Source organism: Streptomyces sp. NPDC001231 (assembly GCF_042896885.1).
Lineage (GTDB): Bacteria > Actinomycetota > Actinomycetes > Streptomycetales > Streptomycetaceae > Streptomyces.
Genome location: NZ_JBIAXS010000013.1, coordinates 190,881 through 211,131, shown reverse-complemented (window position 1 = coordinate 211,131; position 20,251 = coordinate 190,881). Strand labels below are relative to the sequence as shown.

The 20,251-nt window shown below is 71.3% G+C and carries 15 protein-coding genes; 8 read left to right on the top strand and 7 right to left on the bottom strand.

Features of this window, described 5'->3' with window-relative positions; translation table 11 throughout:
• Positions 1-28: 28 nt before the first annotated feature.
• On the bottom strand, positions 29-1,813 hold the full coding sequence (gene gcl / locus ACFY3J_RS18300; protein ID WP_390841248.1) for a glyoxylate carboligase: 1,785 nt from the start codon (positions 1,811-1,813) through the stop codon (positions 29-31).
• 422 nt (positions 1,814-2,235) lie between these two features.
• Positions 2,236-2,991 (bottom strand): helix-turn-helix domain-containing protein, encoded by a 756-nt coding sequence (locus ACFY3J_RS18295; protein WP_384185195.1) that lies wholly within the window; start codon positions 2,989-2,991, stop codon positions 2,236-2,238.
• A 234-nt stretch (positions 2,992-3,225) separates the two neighbouring features.
• On the opposite strand from ACFY3J_RS18295, the gene ACFY3J_RS18290 reads away from it, so the two are divergent.
• A complete protein-coding gene (locus ACFY3J_RS18290) occupies positions 3,226-3,891 on the top strand; it encodes a DUF4097 family beta strand repeat-containing protein (RefSeq protein WP_384185360.1) in 666 nt (221 codons plus the stop codon).
• A 190-nt stretch (positions 3,892-4,081) separates the two neighbouring features.
• Here the strand turns inward: ACFY3J_RS18290 and ACFY3J_RS18285 are convergent, their stop codons facing one another.
• Both ACFY3J_RS18285 and ACFY3J_RS18280 read right to left on the bottom strand, forming a co-directional pair.
• A complete protein-coding gene (locus ACFY3J_RS18285; protein ID WP_384185357.1) occupies positions 4,082-5,695 on the bottom strand; it encodes an AMP-binding protein in 1,614 nt (537 codons plus the stop codon).
• Between the two features lie 5 nt (positions 5,696-5,700).
• Entirely contained in the window at positions 5,701-7,374 is a 1,674-nt protein-coding gene (locus ACFY3J_RS18280; RefSeq protein ID WP_384185192.1) for an AMP-binding protein, read from the bottom strand.
• A gap of 126 nt (positions 7,375-7,500) precedes the next feature.
• On the opposite strand from ACFY3J_RS18280, the gene ACFY3J_RS18275 reads away from it, so the two are divergent.
• The 7 genes from ACFY3J_RS18275 (at position 7,501) to ACFY3J_RS18245 (ending at position 17,628) form a co-directional block, all read left to right on the top strand.
• The gene (locus ACFY3J_RS18275; protein WP_384185189.1) at positions 7,501-8,337 is read left to right on the top strand and encodes a response regulator transcription factor; all 837 of its coding nucleotides are present in this window, start codon (positions 7,501-7,503) and stop codon (positions 8,335-8,337) included.
• A 730-nt stretch (positions 8,338-9,067) separates the two neighbouring features.
• Positions 9,068-10,369, top strand: a complete 1,302-nt coding sequence (locus ACFY3J_RS18270) for a Dyp-type peroxidase (protein ID WP_390841247.1) — start codon at positions 9,068-9,070, stop codon at positions 10,367-10,369.
• Between the two features lie 82 nt (positions 10,370-10,451).
• Positions 10,452-11,489 (top strand): cytochrome D1 domain-containing protein, encoded by a 1,038-nt coding sequence (locus ACFY3J_RS18265; RefSeq protein ID WP_384185184.1) that lies wholly within the window; start codon positions 10,452-10,454, stop codon positions 11,487-11,489.
• A 401-nt stretch (positions 11,490-11,890) separates the two neighbouring features.
• Entirely contained in the window at positions 11,891-12,328 is a 438-nt protein-coding gene (locus tag ACFY3J_RS18260) for a Dps family protein (protein ID WP_390841258.1), read from the top strand.
• A gap of 10 nt (positions 12,329-12,338) precedes the next feature.
• On the top strand, positions 12,339-13,535 hold the full coding sequence (locus ACFY3J_RS18255; protein WP_390841246.1) for an RNA-guided endonuclease InsQ/TnpB family protein: 1,197 nt from the start codon (positions 12,339-12,341) through the stop codon (positions 13,533-13,535).
• Positions 13,536-13,706: 171 nt separating this feature from the next.
• Entirely contained in the window at positions 13,707-16,547 is a 2,841-nt protein-coding gene (locus ACFY3J_RS18250) for an AAA family ATPase (protein ID WP_384185176.1), read from the top strand.
• Positions 16,548-16,842: 295 nt separating this feature from the next.
• Entirely contained in the window at positions 16,843-17,628 is a 786-nt protein-coding gene (locus ACFY3J_RS18245) for a S1 family peptidase (protein WP_384185175.1), read from the top strand.
• A gap of 125 nt (positions 17,629-17,753) precedes the next feature.
• Here ACFY3J_RS18245 and ACFY3J_RS18240 read toward each other — a convergent pair whose 3' ends face one another.
• From ACFY3J_RS18240 to ACFY3J_RS18230, 3 genes are all read right to left on the bottom strand, one after another.
• Positions 17,754-18,893 carry a winged helix DNA-binding domain-containing protein gene (locus tag ACFY3J_RS18240; protein ID WP_390841245.1) on the bottom strand — a complete coding sequence of 380 codons (1,140 nt, stop codon included), beginning with the start codon at positions 18,891-18,893 and terminating at the stop codon, positions 17,754-17,756.
• A 76-nt stretch (positions 18,894-18,969) separates the two neighbouring features.
• Positions 18,970-19,470 carry a TIGR03668 family PPOX class F420-dependent oxidoreductase gene (locus tag ACFY3J_RS18235; RefSeq protein ID WP_384185170.1) on the bottom strand — a complete coding sequence of 167 codons (501 nt, stop codon included), beginning with the start codon at positions 19,468-19,470 and terminating at the stop codon, positions 18,970-18,972.
• Between the two features lie 14 nt (positions 19,471-19,484).
• Positions 19,485-20,126, bottom strand: coding sequence for a phosphoribosyltransferase (locus tag ACFY3J_RS18230; RefSeq protein ID WP_390841244.1), 642 nt, complete (start codon positions 20,124-20,126; stop codon positions 19,485-19,487).
• Positions 20,127-20,251 lie beyond the last annotated feature (125 nt).

Here is a 20,251-nt window from a genome sequence, read left to right as displayed (position 1 = left end):
GCCGCCCCCTTCGATCGGTGTCCGTGCCTCAGACCTTCAGTGCCCTGATGGAGGTCGGGGCGTGGCCGGGCTCCGTGGCCACTTCCTCGAACTCGACCACGTTGCTGATGTCGTTGGTGCCCGACATCGAGATGTTGGTGACCCGCTCCAGGATCGCCTCGACGACGACCGGCACCCGGTGCTCGGCGGCGAGTTTCTTGGCCTCCTCGAGGGCGGCGCCGAGCTCATTGGGGTCGGTCACCCGGATCGCCTTGCAGCCCAGGCCCTCGGCGACCTTGACGTGGTCGACGCCGTAGACGCCCAGCTCGGGCGAGTTGATGTTCTCGAACTCCAGGTTGACCTGGAAGTCGATGTCGAAGGCGCGCTGCGCCTGGCGGATCAGGCCCAGGTAGGAGTTGTTGACCAGCACGTGGACGTAGGGGATCTTGTGCTGCGCGCCGACCGCCAGCTCCTCGATCATGAACTGGAAGTCGTAGTCGCCGGAGAGGGCGACGACGGACGCCTCCGGGTCGGCCTTGGCGACACCGAGCGCGGCCGGGACGGTCCAGCCGAGCGGCCCGGCCTGGCCGCAGTTGATCCAGTGCCGCGGCTTGAAGACGTGCAGCATCTGGGCGCCGGCGATCTGCGAGAGACCGATCGTGGAGACGTACCGGGTCTCCGGGCCGAAGGCCTTGTTCATCTCCTCGTAGACGCGCTGCGGCTTGATCGGGATGTCGTCGAAGTGCGTACGGCGCTGGAGCTTCGCCCGCTTCTCCTGCGCGGCGGCGGCCCAGGCGGAGCGGTCGGGCAGCCGTCCGGCCGCCTTCAACTCCCGTGCCACCTCGACGAACAGCTCCAGCGCGGCCTTGGCGTCGGAGGCGATGCCGTAGTCGGGGGCGAAGATCTTGCCGATCTGGGTGGGCTCGATGTCGACGTGGACGAACTTCCGGCCGGCCGTGTAGACGTCCAGCTTGCCGGTGTGGCGGTTGGCCCAGCGGTTGCCGATGCCGAGGACGAAGTCGGACTCCAGGAAGGTCGCGTTGCCGTAGCGGTGCGAGGTCTGGAGGCCGACCATCCCCGCGTTCAGCTCGTGGTCGTCGGGCAGGACGCCCCAGCCCATCAGGGTCGGGACGACCGGAGTGCCCGTCAGCTCCGCGAACTCCACGAGGAGTTCGGACGCGTCGGCGTTGATGACACCGCCGCCCGCGACGATCAGCGGCCGCTCGGACTCGTTGAGCAGCGCGACCGCCTTCTCGACCTGGGCGCGGGTCGCGGCCGGCTTGTAGACGGGCAGCGGCTCGTACGTCTCCGGGTCGAACTCGATCTCGGTGAGCTGGACGTCGATCGGCAGGTCGATCAGGACCGGGCCGGGACGGCCGGAGCGCATCAGGTGGAAGGCCTGCTGGAAGACGCCGGGAACCTGCGCGGCCTCCAGGACGGTGACGGCCATCTTGGTCACCGGCTTGGCGATGGAGGCGATGTCGACGGCCTGGAAGTCCTCCTTGTGGATCACGGCGGTGGGGGCCTGGCCCGTGATGCACAGGATCGGGATGGAGTCGCCGGTGGCCGAGTACAGGCCCGTGATCATGTCGGTGCCGGCGGGGCCGGAAGTGCCGATGCAGACGCCGATGTTGCCCGCGTGGGTCCTCGTGTAGCCCTCGGCCATGTGCGAGGCGCCCTCCACATGGCGGGCGAGGGTGTGGTTGATGCCGCCGGACGCCTTGAGCGCCGCGTAGAAGGGGTTGATCGCGGCGCCCGGCACACCGAACGCGGCGGTGACGCCCTCGCGCTTGAGGATCTCAACTGCCGCACGGGCAGCGGTCATACGAGCCATCGAGTTCTCCTGCTTCGGCTGTCTTCGGCTGTCGGATTCGCACGCCCGTCGCGCCCCGCGGTTGCTGCTCTTCCGTATAGCGGAAACTACTTTCTACTATCTGGAAGCAATGTAAGTGCGGCCCGCGAAGGGCGTCAAGAGTGGGCAAGGGGCGGCCCCGGCTGGCGGAAACTCCGGACAGGCGGGGGTTCGGCGGAGTCCCATGGGACGTTCCCCGACCGCCGCCCCCGCCGCGACACCTTGGAATGGGCCATGCTCGGGAGCGGCCCGCCGCGCCGCCCTGCCTGCCGCCGCGCACGCCTGAGCGCCCGGCAAGCCGGGGCGCCCGGGGAACCGCGCCGCCCAAGACGACAAAGGCGCTCATGGGTGACGGTGGCGCTCACCGCGCCGATCGGGCCGGGTGCGACCTTCGAGACGGCTGTCTATTCGTGACCCGGACCTGGCTGAGCGGGGTCGGTCGAGGTTGTTACGGGTTTGGTGTGGAGGACCTCGCGGGCCTGCTCGGCTGCGCGGGTGATGCTCTCGCTGATGAAGTCGAGAAAGCGGGCGATGTTCTCCAGGCGAGCGGCGGCGGGGGTACGGGGGCCGAGGACGGTGACGCCTTGACGTGCGGTCGCGACGAGCTGGTCGTTGGACCGGGCACTGGCGATCGTCGCCTGGTAGAAGAGTTCGTCGTCGACGATGTAGCGGTCGCGGCGGCGTTCGTCGCGTTCCCGGCGGACCAGGCTCTGACTCTCCAGGAAGGCGATCGCCTTGGAGATGGACGCCGGGCTGACCTGGAGGCGCTGAGCGAGTTGGGACGCGGTGAGGCTGCCCGCGTCTGTGGTGAACAGGCAGGTCAGCACCCGGGCCGTCATCTTGGGCAGGCCCGAGGCCATGAGGACGGTGGTGAGCGTCTCCTCGTACTCGGCCACGGCCTCGGCGTCGCGCCCGTGCGGCTGGGGGACCGACTCCGACCCGCGGGAGGGGGCGGGCCTGCGCCGGCGAGCGCGGTGTTCGGTGGCGCGGTGGGCCAGGTCGGCGCGGTAGGCGGTGGGGCCGCCGTTGCGCATCACCTCGCGCGTGACCGTCGAGGTCGGACGGTCGAGGCGGCGGGCGATCTCGGCGTAGGCGAGGCTGTCGGCCAGCCCCAGCGCGATCTGCTGGCGTTCCTGCTGGGTGAGCCTGCCTCCCGGCATCGCGATCTCCTCGGTGGTCCTTCGTGGTGGTCCCGCCGCCACCCTAGCGTTCACTCTTCACCCATTGCAATGATCGGAGCAGTCTCCGTTGCGTTACTAATGAGTCCGTTGCAACACTTATTCGGCCTCCACCTGCATCGATGCTAATTCTGTGCAACAAGTATGTTGATGGCTCCTGGAAAGCAACGTAGCGTTTCTGGCATCGGAAACAACGAGCGAGCACGGGAGAGCATGATGCAGAAGTTCGACAGCCCCGCCCCGATCTCCGCCGTCCTGGACATCCCCGCCGGACGCGTCCAGTTCATCGCCGCCGACCGCGCCGACACCACCGTCGAGGTCCTGCCCGCCAACCCGTCCAAGAAGCGCGACGTCCAGACCGCCGAGCAGACCACCGTCGCCTACGCCGACGGCGTCCTGCGGATCCGCACCGCCGAGCCCAAGAACCAGCTCTTCGGCCCCTCCGGGTCCCTGGAGGTCACCGTCCAGCTGCCCGCCGGCTCCCGCGTCGAGGTCAAGGCCGCCGGATCGGAGCTCCGCGGCGTCGGCCGCCTCGGCGACGTCTCCTTCGAGGGCGCGTACCGTCAGATCAAGATCGACGAGGCCGCGAGCGTCCGTCTCACCGCGCTCGACGGCGACGTCGAGGTCGGCCGACTGGGCGGCCCCGCGGAGATCAGCACCGCGAGGGGCGACATCCGGATCACCGAGGCCGTGCGCGGCACGGTCGTGCTCCGCACCCAGTCCGGCGACATCTCGGTCGCCGCCGCCGGCGGCGTCTCGGCCACCCTGGACGCCGGCACCGGCTACGGCCGCGTCAGCAACTCCCTCAAGAACGACGGCACCGCCGAACTCGACATCCGCGCCACCACCTCCCACGGCGACATCACCGCCCGCAGCCTGTGAAGGAGCAGAGCCAGGACCATCCGGCCGGGCCCGGGGCGATCGGGATCCTGCCGGTCGTCGCCGAGGACGTCTACGGAGCGTTTCGCCGCGGCGCACCGGGCCGACCGGAATCCGGACCGCACCCCGCGGCCGGTGAACCGCACGGCCGACGCCCCGCGCACCACGGGTGCGTGAGGCGTCGGCCATCCGTTCACAGGGTGTACTTCTCGCGGAGTTCCACCTTGCGCACCTTCCCCGAGACCGTCATCGGGAAGGAGTCCAGGATGCTCAGCCGGCTCGGGATCTTGTAATGGGCCAACTGGCCCTCGCAGAAGGCCCGCAGGTCCTCCAGGGTCAGCGGGTCGGCCGCGTCCAGCGGGATGACGCAGGCCAGCACCTCCTCGCCGTACTTCTCGTGCGGCACGCCGACCACCTGGACGTCGCGGATCTTCGGGTGGCCGTAGAGGAACTCCTCGATCTCGCGGGGGTAGATGTTCTCGCCCCCGCGGATGATCATGTCCTTGATACGGCCGACGATCTCGACGTACCCGTCCTCGCGCATCACCGCCAGGTCGCCCGTGTGCATCCAGCGGCCCGGGTCGACGGCCTCGGCGGTCTTCTCGGGCTCGTTCCAGTAGCCGAGCATCACGCTGTAGCCGCGGGTGCACAACTCGCCTGCCACGTCACGGGGTTGGGTGACGCCGGTGGCCGGGTCGACGACCTTGACCTCCAGGTGCGGCAGTACGCGGCCGACCGTGCCGGTGCGGTGTTCGAGGTCGTCGTCCATCCGGGTCTGGAGGGAGACCGGCGAGGTCTCGGTCATGCCGTAGCAGATGGAGACCTCCTCCATGTGCATCTCGGCGACCACCCGCTTCATCACCTCCACCGGGCAGGGCGAGCCCGCCATGATGCCGGTGCGCAGGGAAGTGAGGTCGTACGACGCGAAGTCGGGGAGGTTCAGCTCCGCGATGAACATCGTCGGCACCCCGTACAGCGAGGTGCAGCGCTCCTGCTGCACGGCCTCCAGGGTGGCCCTCGGCTCGAAGGACGGCGCCGGGATGACCATGCACGCGCCGTGCGAGGTCGCCGCCAGGTTGCCCATCACCATGCCGAAGCAGTGGTAGTAGGGCACGGGGATGCAGATCCGGTCCCGTTCGGTGTAGCCGACCGTACGGCCCACCCAGTAGCCGTTGTTGAGGATGTTGTGGTGGGAGAGCGTGGCGCCCTTGGGGAAGCCCGTGGTGCCCGAGGTGTACTGGATGTTGACCGGGTCGTCACAACTCAACTCGGCCTGTGTCGCCATCAGCTGATCTGCCGTCACACCGGCTCCGGCGGCCGTCAGCGCGTCCCACGACGGGTCGCCGATGTAGACGGTCTCCCGCAGCTCGGGGCACTTGCCGCGGACCTGCTCGACCAGCGCCCGGTAGTCGGTGCCCCGGTGGGCCTGCGAGGCGACCAGCAGCGAGATGCCGGCCTGCCGGAGCACGTACTCCACCTCGTGGGCCCGGTAGGCCGGGTTGATGTTCACCATGATCACGCCGATGCGGGCGGTGGCGTACTGGACGAGCACCCACTCGGGGCAGTTGACCGCCCAGATCCCGACCCGGTCGCCCTTGGCCACGCCCTTGGCGAGCAGTCCGCGCGCCACCTCGTCGACGGCGGCGCCGAACTCGGCGTAGGTCCAGCGGCGTCCGGAGGGCACGTCGACGAGCGCCTCGCGGTCGCCGAAGGCGGCGACCGCCCGGTCGAGGTTGGCGCCGATGGTGTCGCCCAGCAGAGGGGTGCCGCTTGTTCCGTGGGCGTAGGACAGTTCGGTCGCCGCCAGTGCGCTCACCGGAAGTCCTCCTCGCGGTACTCGTTCGCCGAGCCCTCGGCCGTGGCCTCGCGCAGCTCGATCCGGCGGATCTTGCCGGAGACGGTCTTGGGCAGCTCGCCGAACTCCAGGCGGCGGATGCGCTTGTAGGGGGCGAGCACCTCCCGGGAGTGCTCGAAGAGCGCCTTCGCGGTGCCGGTGCCGGGCTCCCACCCCTCGGCGAGGACGACGTACGCCTTCGGCACCGCCAGGCGCAGCGGGTCCGGTGCGGGTACGACCGCCGCCTCGGCCACGGCCTCGTGCTCCAGCAGGGCGCTCTCCAGCTCGAACGGGCTGATCTTGTAGTCGGAGGCCTTGAAGACGTCGTCCGACCGCCCGATGTACGTCAGATATCCCTCCTCGTCCCTGGAGGCGACGTCCCCCGTCCGGTAGTAGCCGCCGGCCATCGCCTCCGCGGTGCGGTCCGGGTCGCCGTGGTAGCCGGTCATCAGGCCGACCGGGCGCGCGGAGAGGTCGAGCGCGATCTCGCCCTCGGCGGCGCCGGGCGCGCCGGACACCGGGTCGAGCAGTTCGACGCGGTAGCCGGGGCTGGGACGTCCCATGGAGCCGGTCTTCAGCGGCTGGCCGGGGCTGTTGGAGACCTGCACGGCGGTCTCGGTCTGGCCGAAGCCGTCCCTGATGGTCACGCCCCAGGCACGCCGGACCTGCTCGATGACCTCGGGGTTCAGCGGTTCGCCCGCGGCCACGGCCGCGCGGGGCGGGGTGCGCAGCTGGGTGAGGTCGGCCTGGATCAGCATGCGCCACACGGTCGGCGGGGCGCAGAAGGTGGTGACGCCCGCGCGGTCCATCTCGGCCATCAGCCGGGCGGCGTCGAAGCGGGTGTAGTTGTGGATGAAGACGGTCGCCTCGGCGTTCCACGGCGCGAACAGGTTCGACCAGGCGTGCTTGGCCCAGCCGGGCGAGGAGATGTTCAGGTGCACGTCACCCGGCTTCAGGCCGATCCAGTACATGGTCGCCAGGTGCCCGACGGGGTACGAGACGTGGGTGTGCTCCACCAGCTTGGGGCGGGCCGTGGTGCCCGAGGTGAAGTACAGCATCAGCGGGTCGTCGGCGAGGGTGGGCCCGTCCGGCACGAACTCGGCGGGGGCGGCGTACGCGTCCTCGTAGGGCTCCCAGCCCTCCTCGGGCAGGCCGCCGACCGAGATACGGGTGTAGGCGCCGGGGACGTCGACGAACTTCGCGGTGTCGGCGGCGCGTGCGATCACGTGCTTGACCCGGCCGCGTTCGACGCGGTCGGTCAGGTCGGCGGGCCCGAGCAGCGGGGTGGCGGGGATGACGACCGCGCGCAGCTTCATCGCGGCGAGCGCGGTCTCCCACAACTCGGCCTGGTTGCCGAGCATGACGAGGATGCGGTCCTCGGCGGCGACACCGCGGTCGCGCAGCCAGTTCGCCGCGCGGCTGGAACGCTCGGACATCTCGGCGAAGGAGAGGCGGGTCTCGGTGCCGTCCTCCTCGACGATGTGCAGGGCGGTGCGGTCGTTCCCCTCGGCGACGGCGTCGAACCAGTCCAGTGCCCAGTTGAAGTGGGAGGGGCGGGGCCACTCGAAGCCGGCGTAGGCGGTGGCGTAGTCCTCACGGTGTTCCAGCAGGAAGTCCCGTGCCCTGCGGAAGAGCTCCGTCGCCGTCGTCATCTGTCCTCCTAGGTTCCGGACCATTGCCGGGCGGCTCTCTGCCATCGTGTAATCCGTGATGTGCGTCTCACCACCCCCGAACGGGGGTGTGGTGGGGCGGGAAGGTCCACGGCGAAGGGGCGAGCGGTGAGGACGGAGGCGTCCGGGGCGGCGGAGATCCGCGGTGCGCTGGTACGGCTGCGGCGTGCGACGGGCCTCCCGGTCGCCTTCGGCGGCCTGGTCGAGCCGGGCCGGCCGCGGGTGCGGATCAGCGAGCTGACCGGCACGACGACGCTCGCGCTCAGGGCGCTCGCGGTGAGCTCCGGCAACGGGCTCGGTGGCAAGGCGGTGGCGCTCGCCCGCCCGTGCGCGGTCACGGACTACTCGCTGTCCCCGCGGATCAGCCACGAGTACGACGTCCCGGTCGCCGCGGAGGGACTGCGCTCGGTGCTGGCCGTGCCGGTGGTCGTACGGCGCCGGGTGCGCGGCGTGCTGTACGGTGCGCTGCGCACGGCCCAGCCGCTCGGCGACCGGACGCTGAGCGCGGCCGTGGAGGCGGCGCGGGACGTGGAGCAGGCTCTGGTGGCGGAGGAGCAGGCGCGGGACCTGCTGGCGGCGTCCCGTACGGCGCCCGCCCCGGACCCTGCGGACGGGGTCGCCTGGGAGCAGGTCCGCGAGGCCCACGCGGCCCTGCGCGCCCTGGCCCCCCGGATCTCCGACCCCGGCCTGCGCGCCGAACTCCTCGACGCCTGCGGTCTGTTGACCACGGTGGCCACCCCGGTGGCGGGCGTGAGCCTGGCCCCCCGCGAGATCGACGTACTGACCTGCGTCGCCGCCGGCGCGACCAACGCCGCCGCGGCGACCCGCCTGGGCCTGAGCCCGGAAACCGTCAAGAGCTACCTCCGCGCGGCCATGCGCAAACTGGGCGCCCACACCAGAGGCGAGGCAGTGGCAACGGCCCGCCGGGCGGGGGTTCTGCCGTAGGCCCTGTTCGGTGCCAGTGGCCGTCCGGGGCCTGGCGGGGTGGGCGGAGGGCCGCACTGTGGGCGGGTCGTAAGGCTGTGAGGGGCGTAGGAGTGCCGTGGGAAACGCTGGATCCAGTTTCAGCTGAAACGGTCGCCGGGAGCCGGGTCACCACTATTCTTCATGAGTGAAATGGAAGTCATATGCACGGGAAGAGGACGTCATAAGCCGCCTCGGTCATACGGCAGCTTCGTATACGCATCGCGTCTTCTTTGCCTCAACGCCGCATTTCTGGGTGGTTTCTCCTCGGGAGCAGTGTCTCCTGACAGGCGGACTCCAGAACAGGCTGGAATGCGCGCTCATTCGCACCGAGGATGGCATACCGCCCGACCCGTACATCGACCTTCTGCATTCGGCCACGAAGGCGCCGGCCGTATGCCCAGCCACCGTTGTCCCGGCGGAGGAGTCCGACGAGTTCGACGTTTCACGCCGGGCCTCCGGGTGCGGTTGGAGGGTGCCAAGGAATGGGGGAGAACGGGAACTCCCCCTTGCCGAGCACGGTCGCAGGACCGCCGTGTCCCTGCCGGACGCGGGCCGTCCCACGGCATGGTGACCGGCACAGGCAAGAAGACCTCCATGTGCGTCGCGCAGCCTTTGCCAGGCTTGACCAAGGGCACATCGACTCCCAAGTGGCACAAGCGGAACAACCGGCTAGCTTGGCTCTATGGGCATGTAGTCGGTGGAGGGCACGATGGCCGACGAGACAGCGGGGAACCCAGAAGTGACGTGGATCGGTGGGGACTGCCCGATGGCCGGGTTCCCGCGCCGGGCGTTTCTGCAGGGCACCGCAGCCGGAGTGGCCGCGGGAGCGGCGGCCGGAAGCGTGTGGAGCGGCAGCACGGCGGCCGCCGCCGACGGCTCCAGGGCCAACGCGCCACCGGCTTCCCGTGTGATTCCCTTCCACGGTGACCATCAGGCCGGCATCCTCACGCCGCCCCAGCGGGTCGCGATGTGCGTGGCGTTCGACGTGACCGCGGCCGACCGCAGGGAGCTGACCGAGCTGTTCCGCACGCTGACGGAGCGTGCCCGTCTCCTCACAGTGGGCGGAAAGCCGCCGCGAGTTCCCGCGACCGAAGCTCCGTCCGACAGTGGAATCCTGGGACCCACCCTCGCGGCGGACGGACTCACCTTCACCGTCGGGGTGGGCGCCTCTCTCTTCGACCGCTACGGATTGCACGCGCGCAAACCCGTTCAGCTCGTCACGATGACGCCCTTCCGCCACGACGACCTGGACAGCGCGCTCAGCCAGGGGGATCTGCTGCTCCAGATCTGCGCCGACAACCGGGACACGACGGTGCACGCGCTGCTGGACATCCTGACGCACTCGAAGTCCGCGATGAAGGTGCGCTGGCGTATCGACGGCCAGCGCAATCCGGAGCGTCCCGTCGGCATCCCGCGTGACTGGCTGGGCTTCAAGGACGGGATCACCAACCCCGACGTCACCAACAGCACGCAGATGAACCAGCTGGTCTGGGTCCAGCCGCACAGCGCGGAACCTGTCTGGGCAGCGGGGGGCACCTACCAGGTTGTGCGCATCGTGCACTTCTTCGTCGAGGCGTGGCAGAAGCTGCCCGTCGCCCAGCAGGAGCGTGTCATCGGCCGCCGCAAGGCGAGCGGAGCCCCCATGTACGCGGTGGGCGAGAACGCCCCGGACACGCTCGACCCCATCTACACGAATGATCCGCAAGGCCTGATCACCCCGCTCGACAGTCATATCCGGCTCGCCAACCCTCAGACCCCGAAGACGGCTTCGACCAGTACCATCCTGCGCCGCAGCTACGACTACGACCGCAGCCCCGGCCTGCCGGAACTCGACATGGGGCACGCGTTCATCTGTTTCCAGCGGGAACTCCACACGTACATCGCCATGCAGACCCGGCTGGAGGGCGAGCGACTGGTGCCGTACATCAGCCCTCGGGGCGGAGGCTACTTCTTCGACCTCCCCGGCGTACGGGACGAAAAGGATTACTACGCCCGCGGACTTCTGACGTGAGCCCCGAGACACGCGGCGGGCGGATGTCGGCCGCACGGAGCCCGCATGGCGGACGGCTCACAGCACAGATGAGGGAGGCGCGATGTTCCCCGTCCCGCGGCCCGCGAACGAAGGCAGCCTCCGAGGCGTCGGCGGGACGCTCCGGCCTGCACTCGCGGGTGTCGCCGCGCTCCTGGTCTCCTTCACGCCCACCGCCTCCGTGCACGGGCAAGCCGCGACCGCCGCTCCTCCCCCGAGCGCCGACAACCGCGTCTACGTCACCAACCAACAGGACGACACGCTCTCCGTGATCGACGCCCGCACCCACAAGGTGCTCGCAACCGTGCCGACCGGTGTGGGGCCCGAGGGAGTGGCGGTTGCCAAGGACCGCAGGCACTTGTACATCGCCGACAGCGGCTCGGCCCAGGTCTCGGTTCTCGACACCGGGAGCTACAAGACCGTGGCGAGAGTGGCGGTCGGCAAGAACCCCACCGGGGTCGGCCTCAGCCCCGACGGCAGGTCCCTCTACGTGACCAACGGCACGTCGAACACCGTCTCCGTGATCGACACCCGCAGCGACCGGGCCTCCGCCACCATCCCCGTCGGGAAGTCCCCGGTAAAGGTGGCCTTCAGCCGTGACGGTGCCCGGGCCTATGTGGCGAACTCCGGATCGGGCGACCTGTCCGTGATCGACACCCACACTCGCCGCGTCGTCCGGCAGATGCCTGCGGGACGCTCCCCGGTGGCCGTTGCCGTCACCCCGGACGACAAGTCCGCCTACGTCGCCGACGAGGTGGGTACGCAGGTCCTCGCCATTCCGACCCTCAGCGGGAAGGCGACCTCCGTCAACGTCGGCGAGGGCCCCTTCGACGTGGCGGTCGGCCCGGACGGCCGGTTCGCCTACTCCACCGATCTCGGCCCCGGCAACGTCTCCGTGATCGACACCGGCAGCAAGCGTGTCTCCGCGACCATCGCTCTGGGGCCGCCCGGCACCGACCCGTTCAACCTTGAGGTCACGAGCCATCGGATCTACGTCACCAACCAGGGAGCGGGCACCCTCTCGGTCGTCGATCCCTCATCCCACAAGATCGTCGCAACGGTGCCGGTCGGCACCAGTCCCTACGGCGTGGCCGTGAGCTGAACCCGAATGCCAGACCGGATCGCAGACGCTCAGCGATCACCGGACACCATTGGAACCCAGGAGGGCTTCGTCAGCACACCCTGTGGATCTCGGTCGTGAACTCCGATCTGAACGAGCGGCGAGAACGGAGCTCTTCTTCTTCCACGGTGGGCGTCCTTCCACGGTCTCACACCCTGTTCCCGAATATTCGCCCAAGCGGATCAGGCGCAATTGCGGCAGAGAGACCTACGTAGGCTCGATCGCGCCGGAAGACGGGCCTCTTGTTCCAGGGGCTGCTGTGCGGTGCTGTCAAAAGGAGACACGCCATAACCGCTTCCTCTGGGATTTCTCAACGTTCCGAGACTGATGCCGCCGGATTCACGGCCTCGCCGCGGTCGGCTCGAGCGTTGCAACAGATCTTGGTGGATCTCGTCGAACCGCATCTCCGGGGGAAGCAGGCCCACTGGAACGTGGTCGGCCACAACTTCCGGGACCTGCACCTGCACCTTGATCAGTTCGTCGACGATGCCCGGGGGTCGGCCGACACCATCGCCGAACGCTTGCGCGCTCTCGCCGCCCGGCCGGATGGCCACTCCGACACGGTCGGCAACGAGCACCACACCCCCACGTTCCCGGAGGGAGAGCTGCGTGTGAGCGCCGTTGTCATTACTTGTCACCACATGCCTGCGTGCCACACGGTTCTGACGGCGTCAGCGGGCTTGCCAGGACAACACCGCCGTGTTCGCGCCCGCCCAGGCACACGGTGTTTGCATCGGTGGCACTCAGGGGGCAACCGCGAGCGGCCGGAACCGCCCCCTGAGCCATGGACACGCCGATACCCCCACAATGTGATCTGCTAGCTTGTGAAGAGTGACGGCCACTCAGGTGAAGCGGGCGTTCAAGTACCGCTTCTATCCGACCGACGCGCAGGCAGCCGAGCTGTCGCGCACGTTCGGCTGTGTGCGGAAGGTCTACAACATGGCGCTCGCCGCCCGTACCGAGGCGTGGGCACGGCAGGAGCGGGTCAACTACAACCAGACGTCGGCGATGCTGACGGAGTGGAAGAAGACCGAGGAACTGACGTACCTCAACGAAGTGTCCGCGGTGCCGCTCCAGCAGGCGCTGCGGCACCTGCAGGCGGCGTTCGCGGGATTCTTCGGCAAGCGAGCCAAGTACCCTCGGTTCAAGTCTCGGAAGAAGTCGCGCCGGAGCGCGGAGTACACCACCTCGGCGTTCCGCTACCGGGACGGGGAGCTGACGCTGGCGAAGATGGACCAGCCGCTGGACATCGTCTGGTCCCGGCCCCTCCCTCAGGGCGCGGTGCCGTCGACGGTGACCGTCTCGCAGGACGGCGCGGGGCGCTGGTTCGTGTCGATGCTGTGCGAGGACCCGAGCGTGCGGCCGCTTCCGGCCACCAACACCGCGGTCGGGATCGACGTGGGTCTGGACCACCTGCTTGCCCTCTCGACGGGTGAGAAGATCGCCAACCCCAGGCACGAACGCAAGGACCGCGCCCGCCTGGCCAGGGCCCAGCGGGAGCTGTCCCGCAAGGCCCAGGGCGAGGGCGCCAACCGGGCCAGGGCGTGCCGCAAGGCCGCCCGGATCCACGCCCGGATCACCGACCGCAGGCGTGACCACCTGCACAAACTCACCACACGACTCGTGCGTGAAAACCAAACGCTCGTGATCGAGGACCTGACCGTGCGGAACATGGTCAGAAACCGGAGCCTGGCCCGCGCCATCAGCGATGCGGCGTGGTCGCAGTTCCGGAGCATGCTGGAGTACAAGGCCGCCTGGTACGGGCGGGAAGTGATCGCCGTCGACAGGTGGTTCCCCTCCTCCAGGCTGTGCTCCCACTGCGGCAGCCTCCAACCGGAGATGCCGCTCCACGTCCGTACCTGGACGTGCGCCTGCGGGACGACCCATGACCGGGACGAGAACGCGGCGAAGAACCTCCTGGCCGCCGGGCTGGCGGTGTCTGTCTGTGGAGCCGGTGTAAGACCTCAACGGAGAACTCCGGGCGGGCAGTCGGCGACGAAGCAGAAAACCTCGCAGCGCGAGCCGTGAGAATCCCCCTCCTCCAGGAGGGGGAGAAGCCAATTCCCTCACCACACTGGTTTGTTGGTTGTGGTGCGTGCGTCCTGGCCGGCAGGCCCGGGCAGCGGCCGGCGGCAGCTGTCCGAAATTCATGGGCGGGTTGCCTAGAATTTGGCCCGAACACGACACTCGAGGGGAGCGGTGACCGTGCGACGGGACTTCAAGGGCCCTGCGAGCTGCCGTTCCGAGCTGGTCATCGGTCAGGAGGAGCCGTCCGCGGCGGCGCGGGAGCAGCTCGCGCGCGGTGGGAGTGTGCTGCTGCACGGGCCGGCCGGAATAGGAAAGTCGACGGTGCTGCGGGCATTGGCCGCGGAATACGCCCCGAACGCCCGCACCGTGTTGCGCTGCTCCGCCACCGAGTCCGAATCCCACCTGCCCTTCCTCGCCCTGGCCGACCTCTTCGGCCTGGTCCTGGACGAGGTGTCCGGCAAGCTGCCCGCCGCCCAGCACACCGCGCTGGAGTCGGCGCTCACCGGCCGCGGCGAGTCCACCCTCCAGCGCGACGGCCTCGCCCTGCGCCTGGCCGTGCTCTCCACGCTGCGCGCGCTCGCCGCGAAGGGCCCCGTCCTGATCGTCGCCGACGACCTCCAGTGGCTGGACTCGGCCAGCGCCGAACTGCTCGGCTTCGCCGCCCGGCGCCTCGGCGAGACACCCGTGCAGATGCTGTGCGCGGTGCGGACCGAGGAGGAGGAGTACGACCGCCATCTGCGCGCCTGCCCGCCCGACACCCTCTCCGTCCGGCTGGGCCCGCTGACCCGTACCCAGGTCTCCGCCCTGCTCGGCCACCGCGGCTACGCCGGCCTGCCCCGCTCCACGGTCCGCGACATCCACCGCACCAGCGGCGGCAACCCCCTGTTCGCGCTGGAACTGGGCCGCGCCCTGGCCGAGAGCCCCACCCCGCCCCGGCCGGGCGAGCCGCTGCCGGTGCCGACCTCGCTGCGCGCGCTCGTCCTGAGCCGGCTGGAGATGCTGTCGGACGAGGCCCGCCGCACCCTGCTGGTGGCCAGTGCCGGCGCCCGCCCCACCCCCGCCCTGCTGCACGCGGCCGGCCGCGGCAACGCCGAGGCCGAGTGCGCGCAGGCCGCCGAACTCGGGCTGCTGGCCACCGAGCCCGAAGACCCCGCCGTTCGGTTCGCGCACCCGCTGATATCGGCCGCGCTCTACGCGGAGGCCCCCGCCCAGGAGCGGCGTGCCGCCCACGCAGCGCTGGCCACAGCCGCCCCCGACCCCATCGAGCGGGCCCGGCACCTGGCGCTGGCCACCACCGGCACCGACCCGGAGGTGGCCGCCCGGCTCGCCGAGGCCGCCGCGCTGGCCCGGGACCGAGGGGCGCCCTCGGTGGCCGCCTCGCTGGGCCTGCTCGCCGCCCGGCACACCCCGGCGGGCAGCGGGCCGGGCCCGGACGGCCGGCGGTTGCAGGCCGCCGAGGACGCCATCACGGCCGGCGAGGTGGACCTCGCCCGGGACATCGCCCGCGAGGTGCTGACCCGGGCCACCGTGCCCGCCGAACGCGTGCGGGCCTGGATGGTGGTGATCGAGTCGGCCGGCCAGGCCCTCGGGGACGTCGACATCGTCTTCCCGCAGGCGCTGGCCGACGCGGGCGACGACCCGCGGCTGCTCGCCCTGGTCCACTACCAGCTGGCCTGGCGCGGGCTGGTCGTGGAGGGCGACTTCGCCGAGGCCCGCCAGGAGGCCGCGCACGCCGCCGAACTGGCGGAGCGCGGCCGGGACCGGCGCACCGAGCTGATGGCGCTCGCCTTCCAGGCCTCCACCGAGACCCTGATGGGGCATCCGAACGCCCCCGCCACCATCAAGCGGGCGCTGAGGGAGCCTCAGGACCCGTACGTCGCCTGCCATCACAACGGCGTCGGTTCGGCCCGCTACCGCTGGCTGCTGATGAGCGACCGGCTGGCCGAGGCCCGGGCGACCATCACCGCGCTGCTGCGCGAGGTCCGGCGGCGCGGCATGGTCGAGAGCGAGGTGCACTTCCTGCGCCTGCTCGCCGAGACCGAACTGCGCTCCGGCCACTGCGGCCGGGCCCTGGACCTGGCCCGCGAGAGTCTGCGGATGGCCCGGGACACCGGCATCGGCGAGAGCGCCTCGGCCACGCTGGCCTCCCTCGCCGAGGCCTCCGGCGGCAGCACCGACCGGGCGCTGGCACTGGCCCGGGAGGCGGTGGGGCACGCCGAGGAGGACGGTGACCAGATGTATCTCTCGCGCGCCCTGACCGCCCTGGGGCACGCCCAGTTGGTGGCCGGGGACGACCAGGCCGCCGTGACGGCGCTGCGCCGGGTGCGGGAGCTGGAGCTGGGGCTCGGCATCACCGATCCGGCGCGCGGCCGCTGGCACGGCGACCTCGCGGAGGCCCTGGTGCGGACCGGGGAGCGGGCCGAGGCCCAGCGCGTCATCGACGTGGCCCGCGAGCACGCGCTGCGGCTCGGCCGCGAGAGCGTGCTGGCCGTACTCGACCGGTCCGAGGCGCAGGTGCGGGCGGCCCGCGGCGAACAGGACGCGGCCGTGGCCCAGTTGACGTCCGCACAGGACCGGCTGGCGAAGCTCGGCAACGGGCTGGAGGAGGCCCGCGCCGCGTTCGCGCTGGCCCGGCTGCGCACCCTCGCCCCGGCCCTGGGAGTCGGCCGGGCAGGGGCGGCCCCCGTGCCGGGGCCGACGTCGTACGACGAGGCGGCGCGGCTGTTCCGGCGCTGCCGCGCGCTGCCGTGGCTGCGCCGGGTGGAGGAGGCCGCCGCCGCCCGGCCCAAGCGGCAGCCGGAGGTGGCCCCGGCGGCGCTGGACGGACTGGCGGCGATGGAGCGCCAGGTGGCGGCGCTGGTCATGGAGGGCGCGACGAACCGGGAGATCGCCGCACGGCTGTTCATCAGCGTCAAGACGGTGGAGGCGACCCTGACCCGGGTCTACCGCAAGCTGGGGATCCGTTCGCGCGTCGACATCGTCCGATTGGCGGCAGGCCGGCGCGCGAAGTGAGCGCGGCGCGGGTTGACTGACCGCGTGGACGACCGCGTGAACGCAGTGAGGACCGGCACCGGAGCGCGCCGCGGGACGAGAGCGGACCACCGGGGCCCACCGGGGCCCACCGGGTGGGACCGAGGGATTTCCCTGCCCGACTCCCCTAGGGAGTTCCCTCATTGGAGGAGGGTGGGCCCGGTCCTAGCGTAAGGGGCGTGCCGCTCGCCCGGGCACACGGGACCCGAGCACGGACCCCACGGCCCCGTGCTCCCCCGCCCGCGCGATCCCCCACCGGCCTGCCCCGAGGAGACGCATGTTCGGCCTCACCCGCGCCAGACGGACCGCCGCCGCGGTCGCGTTCGGCGCTGCCGCGGCCGCGCTGCCCACCGCCTCCTCCGCGGTCGCCGCCCCCCGACCCGTCGTCGGCGGCACGACGACCACGACGGCGGAGTACCCGTTCGTCATGCAGATCACGGACGCGACCGGCGGCCAGTTCTGCGGCGGCACCCTGGTCGCGCCCACGAAGGTGGTCACCGCCGCGCACTGCGTGGTCGGCGAGACCGCGGGCAACCTGCGGGTGGTGGGCGGGCGCACCCACCTCGACGGCACCGACGGGACGGTCAGCGAGGTCAGCCGGATCTGGTTCGACCCCGACTACACGGACGTCGTCGACGGCGGCGACGTGGCCGTGCTCACCCTGGCGACGCCGATGCCGTACGCCGCGGCGGCGTACGTCTCCCCCACCGGCACCGGGGTGTACGCGCCCGGCACGACGGCCCGCGTCCTGGGCTGGGGCAGCACGGGCGAGAACGGCGGCTCCTCCGGTCAGTTGCGGATGGCGACGCTGCCCGTCGTGTCCGACACCGAGTGCCGCGACTCCTACGGCTCCGACTTCGTCGCGAGCGACATGGTTTGCGCCGGATATCCATCCGGCGGCGTCGACACCTGCCAGGGCGACAGCGGCGGTCCCCTGCTCATCGGGGGCGTCCTGGCAGGGATCACTTCCTGGGGCAACGGCTGTGCCGAGGCGGGCCGGCCGGGTGTCTACACCCGGCTGGCCTCCTTCTCCAGCCTCGTGACCGAACAGGTCCTGACCTGAGCCGTGCCCCGGTGAAAGCCAGGGGGCGTTGCGAGCCACCACGAGCGGCCCGCAACGCCCCCTTTCCATGGCCTCGACGGCCCCGGTGACGCCACCGCCGGGTCCGCGTCCCGGCCACCAGGCGCTTACCGCCCTACGACGGTCCCGAACCGTATGTCGTACGACGCACCCGGGTGCAGGACGGCGAGCATGCGCTCGGCCTCCGCGGTCACGTCCTGCCGCTGGGCCCTGGTCAGCCGGCCGAAGGGCTCGACCACCAGCGTGTCGCCCTCCGGTTTCCACAGCCCCGCCAGGAAACCGTCGACGAGGAGGGTGCGATGGGCCAGGTTCCCCTGTGCGTTGCGGCCCCGGTACCGCTCGGGCACCACGCGGGCGCGGTCGGCGTGGGACAGGAGCAGGTTGTCGAACTCGGGCAGGAAGCGGGGCGGTGCCGGGGTGTCCGGGTCGGGGCGGGGAGCGTCGGGAAGGTCGAACAGCTCCGTGCCGCCGTCGTCCCGGAAGGTGACGAGCCGGGGGCGGAGGCGTTCGAAGACGGGGCGCAGCCGGGTCAGGCCCGCCCAGGTCTGCATGTCCCGGACGGAGGCCGGACCGAAAGCGGCGAGGTAGCGCAGGACGGTGGCCTCCAGGGCGGTGGGGTCGTCCCCTTCCGCAAGCCCGGGAGAGGCGCCCGTGGACCGGCCTAGCCAGTGCTCCGCGGTCGTGAGGGCGACCTGCCCGCTTCTGTCCCACAGTCCGCGCGGAGTGACCTGCACCAGCGGGAGCCGGCAGCGGGCGGCGAGGCCGAGGGCCTGCGGGTCGGCGTCGGGCCACTCGGCGCCGAGCGCGGCGCGCAGTTGCGTCATCGTGCGCGGCCCGGCCTCGACGAGGTCGCGGACGAGCGCGGTGAGCCGGTCGAGGTCGACGCCGTCCAGGCCCTTGCGGAACTGGTTGAGTTCGCGTTCGCGGGCGCCCTGGACGAGCGGTCGCAGGGTGAGGCAGTCGTCGGCGGTGTGGGTGTGGATGGTCGAGCGCAGGGTGACGATGCGGACCACCTCGCGGCCGGCCATCAGCTCCGACAGCCGCTCCGGTGCGAAGCCGTCGAGGCGGGCGGCGAGGGCGTAGTACGGCGGCTTGACGTTCTGCGCCTGAAGGCCCACCAGGTGCTCCACGGCCGCCTTGGCCTGCAGCGGTGCGCGGCGCAGCAACAACTGCCGGTCGAGAGTCGCCCGGTTGAGGGCGCGTACGCCCAGCACGGGGGCCGACGCGGTGGTCGTCGTCTTCGTCATGTCCGCACGGTAGCGGCCATTGAGGAAAGCATCTGTCCTCTTTCGTCTGTCCTCTCTTTTCGTCTGTCCTCTTTCGTCAGGGTCCCGGCCCTCGGTCACCGTGGTCCTGGCCGCCGGGGCCGGCGGTGGGCGGTTCGGTGGCGTACCAGCCCGTCCAGTGGCGGACGGTGATCGCGATCACCGGTCCGTTCGGCGGGATCTCGCGGTACTGCGGGTACTTGCGCAGCAGCCGGGCGAGCGCGGTCCCGTACCGCACCACGGTCCGTTCGTCCTCCGCGTCGGGTGGCACGATCCGGGCGTCGCCGTCGGCGCGGGCCCACCACAGGCGGTTCCAGTCCTCGTCGTAGTCGTCCGCCAGCAGGGACACGGACCCGGTGGCCTCGATGTTCCGCAGGCGCTTGAGCCGGGTCGTGGTCTTCGGCTTGCGGTCGACGGCCGTCACGATGCCGTCCTCGCCGAGAGCGGCGAACACCGTCGGCACCAGGTACGGGCGGCCGGCCGCGTCCACCGTGGCCAGCCGCGCCACCCTGGCGGCGAGGAACCGGCGGCGTGCCTCGCCGGGGTCCATGCGGGGCACGGGCGTGCCTCCTCTCAGCCGTCCGTCAGGGCCCGCAGCACCTCCTCGTCCGTCAACTGCTCGAAGTCGTCGTACCAGACGCCCACGGCGGTGAAGACGGGCGGCTGGTGGAGGCAGATCAGTTCGTCGGCCTCGCCGCTCAGCGCGCGGACGGCGTCGGGGGCGCCGACGGGGACGGCGAGGACGGTGTGCGCGGGTGCGCCGCGCCGGACGTGCCGCAGCGCGGCGCGGGCGGTGGAGCCGGTGGCCAGGCCGTCGTCGACGACGATCGCGGTGCGTCCGCGCAGGTCCGGAGCGGGGCGGCCATGGCGGTAGCGCCGGGCTCGGCGGCGCAGTTCGGCGCGTTCGCGCTCCACCACCGGGGCGAGGTCCTCCTCGGTCAGGCCGAGCAGGTGGAGGGCCGTCTTGTCGAACAGTGGCGGGTCGTCCCCGGCGATCGCGCCGAGGCCGTACTCCTCCTGCGAGGGGGCGCCGATCTTGCGGACCACGACCACGTCCAGCGGGGCGTCCAGCACCCGTGCGACCTCCCGGGCCACCGCGACGCCGCCGCGGGGCAGCGCCAGCACCACGGGGTCGGGCAATGCGCCCGCCTCGTACCGGGGGCGCAGCCGTTCGGCCAGTTGCCGGCCGGCCTGCGCGCGGTCACGGAACCTCATGGGCGTCCCTCCTTCCGCCCCGCGTGCCGGGTACCCCGCGGGGCCCGGCCGACCACATCCCGCCGGCGCCGCCGGCCCGGCCGGTTAGGCCGAGGTGTGAGGGGCAGTCGGAGAGGACTCACGGC

Coding starts and splice junctions, on each gene's coding strand:
- ACFY3J_RS18240 (WP_390841245.1), bottom strand. CDS start 18,893: ATGACGAAGACGACGACCACCGCGTCGGCCCCCGTGCTGGGCGTACGC.
- ACFY3J_RS18245 (WP_384185175.1), top strand. CDS start 16,843: ATGTTCGGCCTCACCCGCGCCAGACGGACCGCCGCCGCGGTCGCGTTC.
- ACFY3J_RS18265 (WP_384185184.1), top strand. CDS start 10,452: ATGTTCCCCGTCCCGCGGCCCGCGAACGAAGGCAGCCTCCGAGGCGTC.
- ACFY3J_RS18290 (WP_384185360.1), top strand. CDS start 3,226: ATGCAGAAGTTCGACAGCCCCGCCCCGATCTCCGCCGTCCTGGACATC.
- ACFY3J_RS18295 (WP_384185195.1), bottom strand. CDS start 2,991: ATGCCGGGAGGCAGGCTCACCCAGCAGGAACGCCAGCAGATCGCGCTG.
- gcl (WP_390841248.1), bottom strand. CDS start 1,813: ATGGCTCGTATGACCGCTGCCCGTGCGGCAGTTGAGATCCTCAAGCGC.
- ACFY3J_RS18230 (WP_390841244.1), bottom strand. CDS start 20,126: ATGAGGTTCCGTGACCGCGCGCAGGCCGGCCGGCAACTGGCCGAACGG.
- ACFY3J_RS18280 (WP_384185192.1), bottom strand. CDS start 7,374: ATGACGACGGCGACGGAGCTCTTCCGCAGGGCACGGGACTTCCTGCTG.
- ACFY3J_RS18270 (WP_390841247.1), top strand. CDS start 9,068: ATGGCCGACGAGACAGCGGGGAACCCAGAAGTGACGTGGATCGGTGGG.